Source organism: Streptomyces colonosanans (assembly GCF_001866645.1).
Classification (GTDB): Bacteria; Actinomycetota; Actinomycetes; order Streptomycetales; family Streptomycetaceae; genus Streptomyces; species Streptomyces colonosanans.
Genome location: NZ_MLYP01000039.1, coordinates 142,723 through 156,499 on the forward strand (window position 1 = coordinate 142,723; position 13,777 = coordinate 156,499).

General features: G+C 70.4%; 12 protein-coding genes. 1 reads left to right on the forward strand and 11 read right to left on the reverse strand.

Translation table 11 applies throughout. From position 1 onward, the window contains the following. Positions 1-72 precede the first annotated feature (72 nt). The 9 genes from BIV24_RS14615 to BIV24_RS14655 all read right to left on the reverse strand — a co-directional run bounded on the left by BIV24_RS14615 (position 73) and on the right by BIV24_RS14655 (position 10,043). On the reverse strand, positions 73-891 hold the full coding sequence (locus tag BIV24_RS14615; protein WP_071366725.1) for an HAD family hydrolase: 819 nt from the start codon (positions 889-891) through the stop codon (positions 73-75). Continuing rightward, the gene (gene serS, locus BIV24_RS14620) at positions 888-2,165 is read right to left on the reverse strand and encodes a serine--tRNA ligase (protein WP_071366726.1); all 1,278 of its coding nucleotides are present in this window, start codon (positions 2,163-2,165) and stop codon (positions 888-890) included. Before serS ends, BIV24_RS14615 begins: the two co-directional genes overlap by 4 nt. A 546-nt stretch (positions 2,166-2,711) precedes the next feature. Continuing rightward, entirely contained in the window at positions 2,712-3,644 is a 933-nt protein-coding gene (gene pheA, locus BIV24_RS14625; protein WP_071366727.1) for a prephenate dehydratase, read from the reverse strand. Positions 3,645-3,722: 78 nt separating this feature from the next. Further along, complete coding sequence (gene efeB, locus BIV24_RS14630) at positions 3,723-5,090, reverse strand: iron uptake transporter deferrochelatase/peroxidase subunit (protein ID WP_107459434.1); 1,368 nt, start codon at positions 5,088-5,090, stop codon at positions 3,723-3,725. Next, positions 5,083-7,125 (reverse strand): copper resistance CopC/CopD family protein, encoded by a 2,043-nt coding sequence (locus tag BIV24_RS14635; protein WP_425442566.1) that lies wholly within the window; start codon positions 7,123-7,125, stop codon positions 5,083-5,085. Before BIV24_RS14635 ends, efeB begins: the two co-directional genes overlap by 8 nt. Positions 7,126-7,138: 13 nt before the next feature. Next, positions 7,139-7,600 carry a copper chaperone PCu(A)C gene (locus tag BIV24_RS14640; protein WP_425442567.1) on the reverse strand — a complete coding sequence of 154 codons (462 nt, stop codon included), beginning with the start codon at positions 7,598-7,600 and terminating at the stop codon, positions 7,139-7,141. Further along, the gene (locus BIV24_RS14645; RefSeq protein ID WP_071366728.1) at positions 7,597-8,271 is read right to left on the reverse strand and encodes an SCO family protein; all 675 of its coding nucleotides are present in this window, start codon (positions 8,269-8,271) and stop codon (positions 7,597-7,599) included. Before BIV24_RS14645 ends, BIV24_RS14640 begins: the two co-directional genes overlap by 4 nt. 81 nt (positions 8,272-8,352) lie before the next feature. Beyond that, positions 8,353-9,072, reverse strand: coding sequence for a YcnI family copper-binding membrane protein (locus BIV24_RS14650; RefSeq protein WP_071366729.1), 720 nt, complete (start codon positions 9,070-9,072; stop codon positions 8,353-8,355). Between the two features lie 149 nt (positions 9,073-9,221). Continuing rightward, a complete protein-coding gene (locus BIV24_RS14655; protein WP_071366730.1) occupies positions 9,222-10,043 on the reverse strand; it encodes a hypothetical protein in 822 nt (273 codons plus the stop codon). A gap of 241 nt (positions 10,044-10,284) precedes the next feature. On the opposite strand from BIV24_RS14655, the gene BIV24_RS14660 reads away from it, so the two are divergent. Next, the gene (locus tag BIV24_RS14660; RefSeq protein WP_071366731.1) at positions 10,285-10,728 is read left to right on the forward strand and encodes an ATP-binding protein; all 444 of its coding nucleotides are present in this window, start codon (positions 10,285-10,287) and stop codon (positions 10,726-10,728) included. Positions 10,729-10,826: 98 nt separating this feature from the next. Here BIV24_RS14660 and BIV24_RS14665 read toward each other — a convergent pair whose 3' ends face one another. Together BIV24_RS14665 and BIV24_RS14670 are read right to left on the reverse strand one after the other, a co-directional pair. Beyond that, positions 10,827-12,305 (reverse strand): aminopeptidase P family protein, encoded by a 1,479-nt coding sequence (locus BIV24_RS14665; protein ID WP_071366732.1) that lies wholly within the window; start codon positions 12,303-12,305, stop codon positions 10,827-10,829. Positions 12,306-12,405: 100 nt separating this feature from the next. Next, positions 12,406-13,761 (reverse strand): PP2C family protein-serine/threonine phosphatase, encoded by a 1,356-nt coding sequence (locus BIV24_RS14670; RefSeq protein ID WP_071366733.1) that lies wholly within the window; start codon positions 13,759-13,761, stop codon positions 12,406-12,408. Between the last annotated feature and the right edge of the window lie 16 nt (positions 13,762-13,777).

The window sequence follows — 13,777 nt, forward strand, 5'->3', positions numbered from 1 at the left end:
CACTGTCGCCGTCAACTGCCGCTGTCGCTTCGCCGACGTTCAGAGTCCGAAGTACGTCGGCACAGCCCGCAGCTACCCGAGCAACCGTTCCAGCACCACCGCTATGCCGTCCTCCTCGTTGGACAGCGTCACCTCGTCCGCGACCGCCTTGAGATCTCCGTGGGCATCGGCCATGGCCACACCATGGGCGGCCCACCCGAACATCGGTATGTCGTTCGGCATGTCGCCGAAGGCGATCGTGTCCGCGGCCTTCACGCCCAGCCGGCGGGCCGCCAGCGACAGACCCGTCGCCTTGGTCAGGCCGAGCGGAAGGATCTCCACGATCCCCTCGCCCGCCATCGTCACCCCGACGAGGCCCCCGGCCGTCTGTTGCGCCACCTCGGCCAGTTCGTCGTCGCTCAGCGTCGGATGCTGGAGGTACACCTTGTTCAGCGGCGCCGACCACAGCTCAGCCGCGTCCCTGATCGGCTGGTACGGAAGCGGCCATTCCTGGGCCCGGTAGCCGGGGGCGACCAGGACCTCGCCGTCCAGCCCGTCCCGGCTGGCGGCCAGCAGCAGCGGGCCCACCTCGGCCTCGATCTTCGCCAGTGCGACGCCCGCGACCTGCCGGTCCAGCGTCAGCGACGTCAGCAGCCGGTGCTCCCCCGCGTCGTACACCTGCGCCCCCTGGCCGCAGACCGCGAGGCCCCGGTACCCGAGGTCGTCGAGGATGTGACGCGTCCAGGGGACCGCGCGCCCGGTGACGACGATGTGCGCGGCGCCCGCCGCGGTGGCCGCGGCGAGCACTTCACGCGTGCGCTCCGAGATGGTCTCGTCGGAGCGCAGAAGCGTTCCGTCGAGATCGGTCGCGATCAGTTCGTAAGGGAATCCGGCAGACGTGCCCGTGCTCACTTGGCCACGGGCTCCAGCAGCTCCCGGCCACCCAGGTACGGGCGCAGAACCTCGGGCACCCGTACGGAGCCGTCGGCCATCTGGTGGTTCTCCAGGATCGCCACGATCGTGCGCGGCACGGCGCACAGCGTGCCGTTCAGCGTCGCCAGCGGCTGCACCTTCTTGCCGTTCCGCATACGGACCGACAGGCGGCGGGCCTGGAAGCCGTCGCAGTTGGAGGTCGAGGTCAGCTCGCGGTACTTGCCCTGGGTCGGGATCCACGCCTCGCAGTCGTACTTACGGGACGCCGACGAGCCCAGGTCGCCCGTCGCCACGTCGATGACCTGGAAGGGCAGTTCAAGCGAGGTCAGCCACTGCTTCTCCCACTCCAGGAGCCGCTTGTGCTCGTTCTCGGCGTCCTCGGGGTCGACGAACGAGAACATCTCGATCTTGTCGAACTGGTGCACGCGGAAGATGCCCCGCGTGTCCTTGCCGTACGTGCCGGCCTCGCGGCGGAAGCACGGCGAGAAGCCCGCGTAGCGCAGCGGCAGTTTCTCCGCGTCGATGATCTCGTCCATGTGGTACGCCGCGAGCGGGACCTCGGAAGTACCGACCAGGTAGTAGTCGTCCTTGTCGAGGTGGTACACGTTCTCGGCGGCCTGGCCGAGGAAGCCCGTGCCCTCCATGGCGCGCGGACGGACCAGGGCGGGGGGCAGCATCGGGGTGAACCCGGCCTCTACGGCCTGCGCCATCGCCGCGTTGACGAGCGCCAGCTCCAGCAGGGCGCCGACACCCGTCAGGTAGTAGAAGCGCGATCCGGAGACCTTCGCGCCGCGCTCGACGTCGATCGCGCCGAGCGCCTCGCCGAGCTCCAGGTGGTCCTTGGGCTCGAAGCCCTCGGCGCCGAAGTCGCGGATGGTGCCGTGCGTCTCCAGGACGACGAAGTCCTCTTCGCCGCCGACCGGGACGTCGGGGTGCACCAGGTTGCCCAGCTGGAGCAGGAGCCGCTTGGTCTCCTCCTCGGCCTCGTGCTGCTCGGCGTCGGCCGCCTTGACGTCGGCGGCGAGTCGGCTCGCGTTCTGCAGCAGTTCGGCCTTCTCGTCGCCGGAGGCCTTGGGGATCAGCTTGCCGAGCGCCTTCTGCTCGGAACGGAGCTCGTCGAAGCGGACGCCGGACGACCTGCGCCGTTCGTCGGCGGAGAGGAGGGCGTCGACGAGCGCGACGTCCTCACCACGGGCGCGCTGAGAGGCGCGAACACGGTCGGGGTCCTCACGGAGCAGGCGAAGGTCAATCACCCCTTAAGGCTACCGGTGCCGAGTTCCGGCCCACGACTCCATATTCGATCCGCGGCCCATGTGCCGTCATGGCGTGATTACGTTACGTGTCAATGCATGGGGTGCCACTCCCCGGCAGCGGCAATCCGGCTGCGGCTCATTGACTCGACTTCCTTGCAGGGAACGGGATTTGGGGTGCGCTCGTCCACAGGCGTCCACAGACCCCGCAAAGTTATCCACAGGCTGTGTGGAAAATCTGTGGATTCCGGAGGTGGTCATTCCGAATGTCGTGCGCGGGGCGGAGATTTTCTGGTCCAAACCGGCACTTCACACACTTCCGGGGGAGAAAGGTCGCCCAGAAGTGTTGATCAAAAGAAACAGATGGACAACTGTGACGGATGTGCCGGTGGACGGGCGGTGGACTCTTGGGGAGGTTCATCGGTTCGACCGCGCCATGCTGTCGACTTGTCCCCAGATAGAGGAAACGAGCCTGTGGATAACTTCTGTGGACGGCGAAGATCTGCAGGTAGGACCAGAGGCGCCGGAGACATCCCGGAACCGGACGTCCTAGAACCGGCCGTCCTGACAGCGCGCCACCCAGTCCGCCGCGCCCATGAACTCGCCGTCCGACGTTCCCGGCGGCAGATCCCGGACGCCGTTCGGCTCGACGTCGGCGCGCGGGTACGAGCCGAGGAACCGCACCTGCAGACAGATCCGCTTGAGCCCCATCAGCGCCTCGGCCACCCGGCGGTCGGAGATATGGCCCTCGGCGTCGATGCAGAAGCAGTAGTTCCCGATGCCCGCTCCCGTCGGGCGTGACTGCAGCAGCATCAGGTTGACGCCCCGCACGGCGAACTCGCCCAGCAGATCGCGCAGGCCACCGGGGTGATCGTCGCGCTGCCACAGGACGACGGAGGTCTTGTCCGCGCCGGTCGGCGCCGCCGGCCGGGCGGGCCGGCCGACGAGGACGAACCGCGTCTGTGCGTTCTCCGCGTCGTGGATACCCGTCTCCAGGGCCTTGAGGCCGTAGCGCGCGGCGGCGAACTCGCCCGCGAACGCGGCGTCGTAGCGCCCCTCCTGGACGAGGCGAGCGCCGTCCGCGTTCGACGCCGCCGACTCCCAGACGGCGTCCGGGAGGTTGGCCTTCAGCCAGTTGCGCACCTGCGGCTGCGCGGCCGGGTGGGCGGTGACCGTCTTGATCTCCGAGAGCTTGGTGCCGGGCCGGACCAGCAGCGCGAAGGTGATCGAGAGGAGCACCTCGCGGTAGATCATGAGCGGCTCGCCCGCGACCAGTTCGTCGAGCGTGGTCGTGATGCCGCCCTCGACCGAGTTCTCGATCGGCACGAAGGCGGCCTCGGCCTCGCCGCTGCGGACGGCGTCGAGGGCCGCGGGGACCGACACCATCGGGACGAGCTCTCGGGTCGCGGCCTCCGGCAGCGTACGGAGGGCCACCTCGGTGAAGGTGCCCTCGGGACCCAGGTACGCATAGCTGGCTGGCATAGCCTCACCCTAATGCGATCCGATGCGACCCGGCTCACTTCTGGGGACCGTGGCCCCTTCCGGGGGACGCGTCGCTTTTCATCCCTCCATCAGCCGCTGCCCCACGTACTCTCCCGCCGCAGCCCCTCCCGGCACCGCGAACAGACCGCTCGCCTCGTGGCGGATGTACTGCGACAGCGTGTCCCCGCGGTCGAGCTTGCGCTGCACCGGCACGAAGCCGCGCAGCGGGTCCGCCTGCCAGCAGACGAACAGCAGACCCGCGTCGGGCGTTCCGTCCGCGGTGAAGCCGTCGTGGAAGGAGAACGGGCGGCGGAGCATTGCTGCGCCCCCGTTCTGGTCGGGCCGGGTGATGCGTGCGTGCGCGTTGAGGGGTACGACCAGCTTGCCGTCGGCGCCGGTCTTCTCCAGGTCCATGGCGGTCGTCTCGGCGCCGCCGCTGAGCGGTGCCCCGTTGGACTTGCGGCGTCCGATGACGTTCTCCTGGGCTTTGGCCGAGAGCTTCTCCCAGTCGTCGAGGAGCATGCGGATACGGCGTACGACGGCGTACGAACCGTTTGCCATCCACTCCTGCTCGCCGCCGGCGGGCACGAAGATGCGCTGGTCGAAGTCGGCATCGCGCGGCTTCGGATTGTTCGTGCCGTCGACCTGGCCCATCAGATTGCGCGCGGTCATGGGCTGCGCTGTCGCGCCCGGCGAACGGTTGAAGCCGTTCATCTGCCAGCGGATGCGGGCAGCACTTCCGGCGTCCTTCTGGATCGTGCGCAGCGCGTGGAAGGCGACGAGCGCGTCGTCGGCGCCGATCTGCACCCACAGGTCGCCGTTGCTGCGGGAGGCGTCGAGCTGGTCGGAGGAGAAGTCGGGCAGCGGGTCCAGGGCGGACGGACGCTGCTTCTGAAGTCCCGTACGGGAGAAGAAGCTGTTCCCGAACCCGAAGGTGATGGTCAGGGACGACGGGCCGGCGTCACGGGCGACATCGGTGTCGTCGTGTCCGGCCGCCTCGCCCGCCATCAGCCGTTCCGCGGTGGCCGACCAGCGGCGCAGCAGCGCGGCGGCCTCCTTGCGGCCCGCGCCCGCCGTCAGATCGAAGGCGACGAGATGGCCGCGGGCCTGGAGGGCGTCGGTGATGCCGGGCTGATGTTTCCCGTGAAACGCCACCCGGCCCGTGCCGAGCGAGGTCAGGGGCGTGATCTTCTCGGAGGGCGCGGCGGCGTACCCGGCGGCTCCGCCGACCGCCCCGAGTGCGAGCCCGGTGGCACCGGCGGTCCCGAGGAGCCGCCGCCGCGAGATCATCCCTGTGGGTGAGGGGTGGTCGGACGTGGTCTTGCCGGGGCTGTTGCGGAGGGAATCGGCGTCGTTGGGGGAGCCCTTTCCGCCAGGGTGACGGCCCTGGCTCTGCTGAGAAGGGATGCCCTCGGAGGACGCCTTGGGCGTGGACTGGTCAGCCATTGTTCAGCCCGATCTTCGCGTTCTTGTTCACAGTCACTTGGTCGATGTCGGAGGTCCGCACGGTCACCGCGATCTCCCAGTCGCCCGCCATGGGGATCTGCACACCGGTTGCCGACCAGTGACCGGTGGTGATGTGGTCGGGTGTGACGGACAGCGGTCCGATGTCCTTCGCCTTGAGGGTGAAGGCGACCTTCACCTCGGGGACGTCGAAGGCCTTGCCGTCCGGCCGCACCACGTAGATGTGCAGCTGGTTGCCGCCCACGCGGGCCGGGTCGAGGGCGAGGCCCACAGTGCCCTTGCCGTCCTGGCCACCCGTGTCGAAGGGGATGCGCAGCGACACGGGACCGGACGACTGCGAAGCGGAGGGGACGGCCGTGCCGGCCGCTTCCTCCGCGCGCCCCGGTTCGGTGGACGTCAGCATGGTGGTGACGGCGAGCAGTACGACCGCGACGCCCGCCTCGGCGAGCACGGAACGGCGCAGCCCGGAGCGGGCCGGGTCGGCGTCCCGGACCTGCTTGGCGCGCGCCGTGGCCATCGCGGCCCGCTGGCGGGCCAGCTGGGCGGCACGCTCGGGATCACGGGATCCAGCGGAGTCCGGAGCGGCGCTCGAGCCCCCGTTCCGGCCGGAGGCCGCCGATGAGCCCTTGCTCCGAGCGGATACGCCGCCCTTCGGTCGAGCCTTCGCCGCCGCCGTCGGTGTCGTGGCCAGCTGAGCCGTCCAGCGCCGCGAGATCCAGGCGGTGCCGACGAGGACGGCGGCCAGGCCGATCTTCACGAGCAGTAGCTGTCCGTACGTCGTCCCGGTCAGCGCGGACCAGGAGCCGACCTGACGCCACGACTGGTAGAGCCCGGTCGCGGCGAGCGTCACGACGCTCCCGAACGCGATGCGCGAGAAGCGCCGTACGGCCGCGGTCTCGATCGAGGGTGCCCGGTAGAGAGCCACGAGCAGTGCCGCGAGTCCGCCCAGCCAGGTGGCGACCGCCAGCAGGTGCAGGACGTCGACGGGCATCGCGATGCCGGGCTGGATGCCCGTCGAGGCGTGCTCGGCCATCGCCCAGGTCAACGCGAGGCCGACCGCGAGGACGCTTCCGCCGAGGGCGAGACCGAAGGTGAGGTCCCGCCTCTCGGCGGCGCGGACGGCCGCGGCTTCGCCGGCGGCGCCGCCGCCGGCGGTCCCGGACGTCTCCTCCGCGTCGCGCTTCACATACGCCCCGAAGAGCACCGCGATGAACAGCGCCCCCGCGGCGAGCAGCAGCAACCGGGAGACGAGCGCCGCCCCCGACTTGGTCTCGAGCACCTGCCCGAGCAAGGACAGGTCGACGATGTCGGCGACCTTCCCCGAGCTTGTGTACGAGCCGCGCAGGAGCAGCAGCGCGAGTGTTGCGGCGGTGATGGCCACCCAACCGGAGACAACGAGCCGCTGCACCACCCTTACCCCGGCGCCCCGCTGCCAACAGGCCAGCACGAAGGCCGCGCCGCCGACCAGGACGATGAACCCCGCGTAGGAGACGTACCGCGCGAGCCCGTAGAGCCCGCCGACGATCCCGCCGCCCACGGCCTGGCCGGAGGCCGGGACCGTGGTCGCGGATGGGGCGCCGATGGAGAAGGTGAAGGCGCCGGAGATCGGGTGGCTGTCCGCGGACACCGCCTGGTAGGTGACGGTGTAGGTGCCGTCGGGCAGCCCCGCGCGTACCTTCACTCCGTAGGTGGTCCCGCGCAGGTTGGCCGCCTTGCCGGTGTCGACGCGCTGTCCTTTCGGGTCGAGGACGCGCAGCGAGCCGTCGGAGAGTGCGACCTGCTCGGAGAAGGTGAGCGAGACCTGGGTGGGCGCCTTGTCGACCACCGCTCCCTGTGCCGGGTCGCTGCCCGTCAGGGCGGCGTGCGCGGAGGCGGGTGCGGCCCCGCACAGCAGCACGCACGCGACGGCGAGCAGCAGTGCCGGCAGCCCGCGGACCAGCCGGATCCGGAGCGTGCGCCGGGCGGTCGCACGGAGGGTCTCCTGAATGCGGCCGTCGGGAGCGATGGTCTGTGTCACGGTGCTCTCTCCCTCAGTGCCCGGTCTTCGGGGTGTAGGTGGCCGACTTCACCGGCATGTCGATCGTGATCGTTCCGGATTTGGCGAAGTGCAGTTGTATCGACACCCTTTCGCCCTGCTTCGGCTTGTGGGTGAGCATGTCGAACATGAGGTGGTTGCCGCCGCGCGCGAGGTCGAGCGTGCCGTTCGCGGGCACGGCGAACGACTTCTCCTCGTGCATCGCGCCTCCCTTGGTGGAGTGCATCGTGATGTCTTTGGCGAGGCTGCTGGTGACGGAGGTGAGGGTGTCGGCACTGCCGGAGTTGGTGACGGTGAGGAAGCCGCCCGCCATGTCGCTGCTGACGGGCACGGGCATATAGGCGCCGGTGATCTTCAACTCCGGCTTGTCCGAGGACGAGCCGCCCGCGCCGCCGCAGCCCGCGAGTACCAGTCCTGCCGCCGTCATGGCGATGGCGCGGCCGAGGCGGCGGTTCACGGCTTCTCTCCCTTGATGATCTTGGGAAGGTCCTTGGTGTAGTCGTCGACGGTGGTGTCCTGGCCATACAGCACATAGCCCGCGTCGCTCTTCGGCGAGAAGGCGATGACCTGGCTGCCGTGGGTGGAGACGATCTTGCCGTCCTTCTCCTTCTTCGGCGCCTCGATGCTGATGCCGAGGGTGCGGGCGCCGGCCTGGATGGTGGCGAAGTCGCCCGTCAGGCCCACGATGTCGGGGTCGATGCCCTTGAGCCACTTGCCGAGGGCGGCGGGGGTGTCGCGCTCCGGGTCGGTGGTGACGAACACGATCCGCAGCGAGTCCTTCTGCGCCTGGGTGAGCTGCTTGCTCTGCTCCACCGCCTTCTTGGCGACGGCGAGGTTGTTCATCGTCAGCGGGCAGACGTCGGGGCAGTGGGTGTAGCCGAAGTAGATCAGCGTCGGCTTGCCCTTGGTCTCCGCACGGAAGTCGTACTTCTTGCCGTGGGTGTCGGTGAGGACGAGATCCGGCTTCTCGAACGGCTGGTCGAGCACGGTCGCGGCCTTGTTCGAGCCTGTCTCGACGGAGACCGCGGCGACCGGTCCGTCGCCTCCGTTGCCGGAGCCGCAGGCGGAGAGGGTGAACGCGACGGCGGCGAGGAGGCCGGCCGTGATGAGCGTCTTCTTCTTGCGCATAGAGAGATGTCCCAGATGTGAGGGTCCCGGCGAGCGCCGGTGCCGTACGGCACCGGCGCGGGCCCGGAGGTGAGTCGGTCCTCAGAGGTTGACGGCGGTACGCCGGCGGCTGGCCAGAACGCCGTACGCGACGCCCGCCGCGCCGACGACGATGCCGGTGATGCCGAGGACCCGGGCGGTGGTGTCACTGCTGCCGCCTGAGGCGGAGGCACCCTCGCCCGTGGAACCCTGGTGGCCGGAGGCGGAGGAGGCGGCCAGCTCGAGCACCGGGGCAGGGTTGCCGGGCTCCGGCTGGCCTTCCTTCTGCGGCTCGATCCAGCGCACGACCTTGTTGTCGGAGTACGTCTGGAGGGCCTTGAAGACGAGCTGATCGGTGTTCTCGGGGAGCTGGCCGATCGAGAGCGGGAACTTCTGGAAGTAGCCCGGTTCGATGCCCTTGCCGGTGGCGGTCCAGGTGACCTTGGTGACGGCCTCGTCGATCTGCTGTCCGTGCAGCGTGACCGGCTTGTCGAGCTTGGACTTGGTGACCTGCGCGTCCCAGCCTGCGACCGGCTGCGGCAGCACCGAGGCGAGCGGGTGGTCGGCAGGGAAGCTGACCTCCAGCTTCGTGGTCGAGGCGTCGTCCCGCTCGTTCGGGACCTTGAAGTCGACCACCGCGTACCCGCCCTTGGCGGCCTCGCCCTCCGGCTGCACGCTCACGTGCGCGAACGCGGGCGCGGACAGGAGGAAGACGGTCGATGCGGCCGCGGCACCGACGGCGGCCAGACGGGAGACCTTCGGGGAAACCTTGATGATCTGCATGATGCAGAGCACTCCACTTCGAGTGAGAAGTCCGTTGAGGGGGAGGCGCGCGTGCACGGAGCCGACCACTGCGGTGGCGGGCTGTGGATACGCGCGCGTGCCGCACGACGGCGGCCCCTCGGCATGGGCGAGCGGAGCGGCGCGTCGTGTCAGGCAGCGAAGACGGGAGCGGTGGAGGCCGGCGGTCCGCGACGGATCACCATGTGGTGCAGCGCGTGCGTCTGCAGCTTCGGTAGCAGGTGGAACCAGGCGCGCGGGACGCGCGGCCGCGCCTCGCATGCCTCGGGGAGACCCGCCAGCAGCGCGCGCACCAGAGCGAACACCGTCCGCAGGGACCGTACGAGCGCCCCTTCCGCGACCCCGTGCGCCGACAGCCGGATGAGTCGCAGCAGCGCCATGTCCCCGCGGCGCAGTACCCAGCCGGCCGCGACGCCCGCGAGGACGTGGGCGAGCAGCATGGGTACCGAAGGCAGCATCGACGACCAGGGACCGCCCGTGGTGGAAACGGCGTCCGCCGGGTGGGGCAGGGCCGCCGGGCCCGTCCCCGTACCGAGCCGCGCGTCGGTGAGGATCTTGTGGGCCTGCGCGGGGGAGAGCGCCGCCGCGGTGGTGCCGCACATGATGCGCGCGGCCCGCTCCACGAGCGAGGCGTCGGTCATGGGCACGGCACCCGACGTCATCGACGCGGCACCGGAGTGCTGCCCCAGTCCGAACAGCGTGTGCAGCACGGTCTGGCCCACCGCGAGGACCGCGGCGATGCCCGGAAGCGAGCGTTCGCGTCCCGCCAGCGCGGCGGCGACGGCGAACACGCCGAGGAAACCCGCGCCCAGCGTCCACAGCGGAATCGCGGCGCAGGAAGCGAGCCCGTGCCCGGCCGCGGCCAGCACGACGCAGACCGCGGCGAACACCGCGGCCCGCAGAATCCGGAGATCGTGTCCGGAACGCGCCGTGCGCTGGTGGAGGGCACTCATGGCGGCCTCATCATCCCACTGGCCTTACCGGCTTCATACGGCAGGTCCACAAGATGACGTACACGCGTTTATCGGACGGCTGATCCGGAGGGCCGTGTTCTCGCGGGGCCGCCCGCGCATACCCCGATCCGGGCCCCCGCACATCCGCCGCACGGGCGGGATCTCGTCGATCGGGTGATTGCCACCGGGCACTTGCGGCAATACGTAACGGTATGTCGAGCCGCGGCCGGGAGGCTGGAGCATGAGCATCTGGTGGTCACTCCATCTGCGGCGAGAAGCCGCAAGCGTGCCGCTCGCCCGACGGCTCCTGCTGGGCACGATGGAGACCGCGGGCGTCGACCCCGACGTTTCCTACGACCTCTCCGTCGCCCTCAGCGAGGCCTGTGCCAACGCGGTCGAGCACGGCGGCGACGGCGTCCACGGCGACGCGTCCGAGGCGTACCGGGTCACGGCCTACCTCGACGGCGAGATGTGCCGTATCGAAGTCGCGGACTCGGGCCCGGGCTTCGCCTCCGACAGCCCTTGTCCCGCCCGCGCCGACGCCGAGCACGGCCGGGGCCTCTGCCTCATCCGGGAACTCGCCGACCATGTCCACATCGGCGACCGACCGAGCCCGGGCGGAGCCGTGGTGAGCTTCGACAAGACCCTGAAATGGCAGGAGGGCGCGCCTCTGGTGGCCGTATAGGCCAGAGAAGGGCAATCGGGCGAACCGAACTGCGGGCGACCGGTCGGTGATCGCCCGCAGTCGGCCTACCGCCTCATGACGGCCAGGTCAGTGGAGCGTCAGCCCTTCAGGGACGCCATCCACGTCTCGACCTCGTCGGAGCGGCGCGGCAGACCGGCCGACAGGTTCCGGTTGCCGTCCTCCGTGACCAGGATGTCGTCCTCGATGCGGACGCCGATCCCGCGGTACTCCTCCGGGACGCTCAGGTCGTCCGCCTGGAAGTACAGGCCCGGCTCGACGGTCAGCACCATGCCAGGCTCCAGCGTGCCGTCCACGTACGTCTCCGTCCGCGCGGCGGCGCAGTCGTGGACGTCCATGCCGAGCATGTGGCCCGTGCCGTGGAGGGTCCAGCGGCGCTGCAGGCCCAGCTCCAGGACCCGCTCCACGGGGCCCTCGACCAGGCCCCACTCGACCAGCTTCTCGGCCAGGACGCGCTGTGCGGCATCGTGGAAGTCGCGGTACTTGGCGCCCGGCTTCACCGCAGCGATGCCGGCCTCCTGGGCCTCGTACACGGCGTCGTAGATCTTCTTCTGGATCTCGCTGTAGGCGCCGTTGACCGGCAGCGTGCGCGTGACGTCGGCGGTGTAGTACGTGTGGGTTTCCACGCCCGCGTCCAGCAGGAGCAGGTCGCCGGAGCGGACCGGGCCGTCGTTGCGCACCCAGTGCAGCGTGCAGGCGTGCGGACCGGAGGCGCAGATCGAGCCGTAGCCGACGTCGTTGCCCTCCACGCGCGCGCGGAGGAAGAACGTGCCCTCGATGTAGCGCTCGGAGGTGGCCTCCGCCTTGTCGAGGACCTTCACCACGTCCTCGAAGCCGCGCACGGTCGAGTCGACGGCCTTCTGCAGCTCGCCGATCTCGAACGCGTCCTTGACCACGCGCATCTCGGAGAGGAAGACGCGCAGCTCCTCGTCCCGCTCGGCGGTCACCTTGTCGTGCAGGGCGGCCTCGATGCCGGCGTCGTACCCGCGGACCACGCGGACCGGTCCGGTGGCCTCGGTCAGCTTCTGCGCCAGCTCCCGCACGTCCGACGCCGGAATGCCGTACAGCTTTTCGGCCTCGGTGAGCGAGTGGCGGCGGCCCACCCACAGCTCACCCTGGCCGGAGAGCCAGAACTCGCCGTTCTCACGGTTGGAGCGGGGCAGCAGGTAGATCGTCGCCCGGTGGCCGCTCGTCCCGTCCGGGGCGGTCACCGGCTCCAGCACCAGGACGCCGTCCTCGGTCTGATTGCCCGTGAGGTACGCGTACTCGACAGAGGAGCGGAAGGCGTACTCGGTGTCGTTGGAGCGGGTCTTCAGGTTGCCCGCGGGGATCACCAGACGCTCGCCGGGGAAACGTGCGGAGAGCGCGGCGCGGCGGGCCGCGGTCTCGGCGGTCTGGGCGATCGGCCGCAGGTCGTGCAGCTCGGTGTCGGCCCAGCCGGACTTCATGTTCTCGGCCAGCTCGTCGGACACGCCCGGGTACAGGCCGTTCTTGCGCTGCTTGATCGGCTCTTCTTCGGCAGTCTCCGGGGTCTCCGGGAGCTCTTCTGCCACGGTCATCCTCCTTGCTACGGCACTGGGCCTCCTCCATCGTACGGTCGTACGGAAGGGGGCCCAGGGCGGGAAGGCCTGTTACCGGAAGGCTCACGTGTGCCGGGAGTCACTCGAACCGTGCCGCCAGCAGCACCACGTCCTCCGTGTCGTCCGCCCCGGCCGGTAGCACGCTCCGCAGCACGTGGTCGGCGACGGCTCCCGGGTCGGTGCGCATCGGCCGCGGCACGCTCGAGGCCGCCGCGTGCAGCCGGGCGAAGGCGCGGTCCATGGGGCCGCCGGTGCGGTGCAGCAGTCCGTCGGTGTAGAACAGCACGGTTTCGCCGGGCTCCGCGGTCAGTTCGACGCTCGGCGCCTCCCAGCAGGCCAGCATCCCCAAGGGCGCCGACAGGGAGGTCTCCACGAACTCCGTGCGCCGCGGGCCGATCACCAGGGGCGGGCTGTGCCCGGCCCCGGCGAGGGTGAGCTTGCGCACCGCGGGCTCGCAGTACGCGAACAGAGCGGTGGCCGAACGGGCGGGCTCGGTGAGCCGCAGCAGCAGTTCCAGGTCGGACAGGACGGCGACCGGGTCCTCGCCCTCCATCACGGCGTACGCACGCAGGGAGGCGCGCAGCCGGCCCATGGCGGCGACCGCGCTGGGTCCGGATCCGGTCACGGACCCGACCGCGAGACCGAGTGTGGCGTCCGGCAGCGGCAGCGCGTCGTACCAGTCGCCGCCTCCCTGCGCACCGGTGCGGCGCCGGGCGGCGAGCTGGACGCCGGCGACCCGGGGCAGCCGGGAGGGGAGCAGTTCCTCGGAGATCGTCGTCAGGTACGCGCGCGTGCGCTCGATTTCGACCAGACGCGCCAGGTGCTCCGTCGCGTAGCGCGCATACAGGCCGACAAGGTGACGCCGTCGTTCGACCGGCTCGGCGGGCTCGTCGTAGAGCCACACGGCGGCACCGAGACGGCCCGCCGCATCGGTGGACAGGGGGAGTGCGTAGCTAGCGGCATAGCCGAGCCGGGCGGCCACCTCGCGGTGGCGGGGATCGAGCCCGTCCTCGGAGAAAAGATCGGGCTGGGCGATCTCGCGCTCGCCGTCCGGCAGTCCGTCGAGGATTCTGCCGAACGGCAGGGAACTGCGCGGCACGGTCTCGATCTGCCCGAGGTCGGCGCGGCCCAGGCCCAGGCCGATCGTGGTGTCCGGGCCGAGGCCGTCGCAGGGTTCCAGCACGACGAGACCGCGCCGGGCGCCCACGAGGGCGGCTCCGGCGCGCAGCAGTTCCTGGAGCGCGTCGGCGAGTGAGTCCGTGCGTGCCAGGCGTTCGGTGAGTTCGTGGAGGGTCGTCAGGTCGGAGACCCAGCCGGCGAGCCGGTCCTGGAGGACGGCCCCGGGGTCTGCGGGGGCCGGTGAGGCGGCCGAGGGGGCAGGCGTCGGCGCAACAGTGTGTGCGGGTGAGGGAACCGTTGAATCGATTCCGGCCACTTTCGAAGGGTGAGGG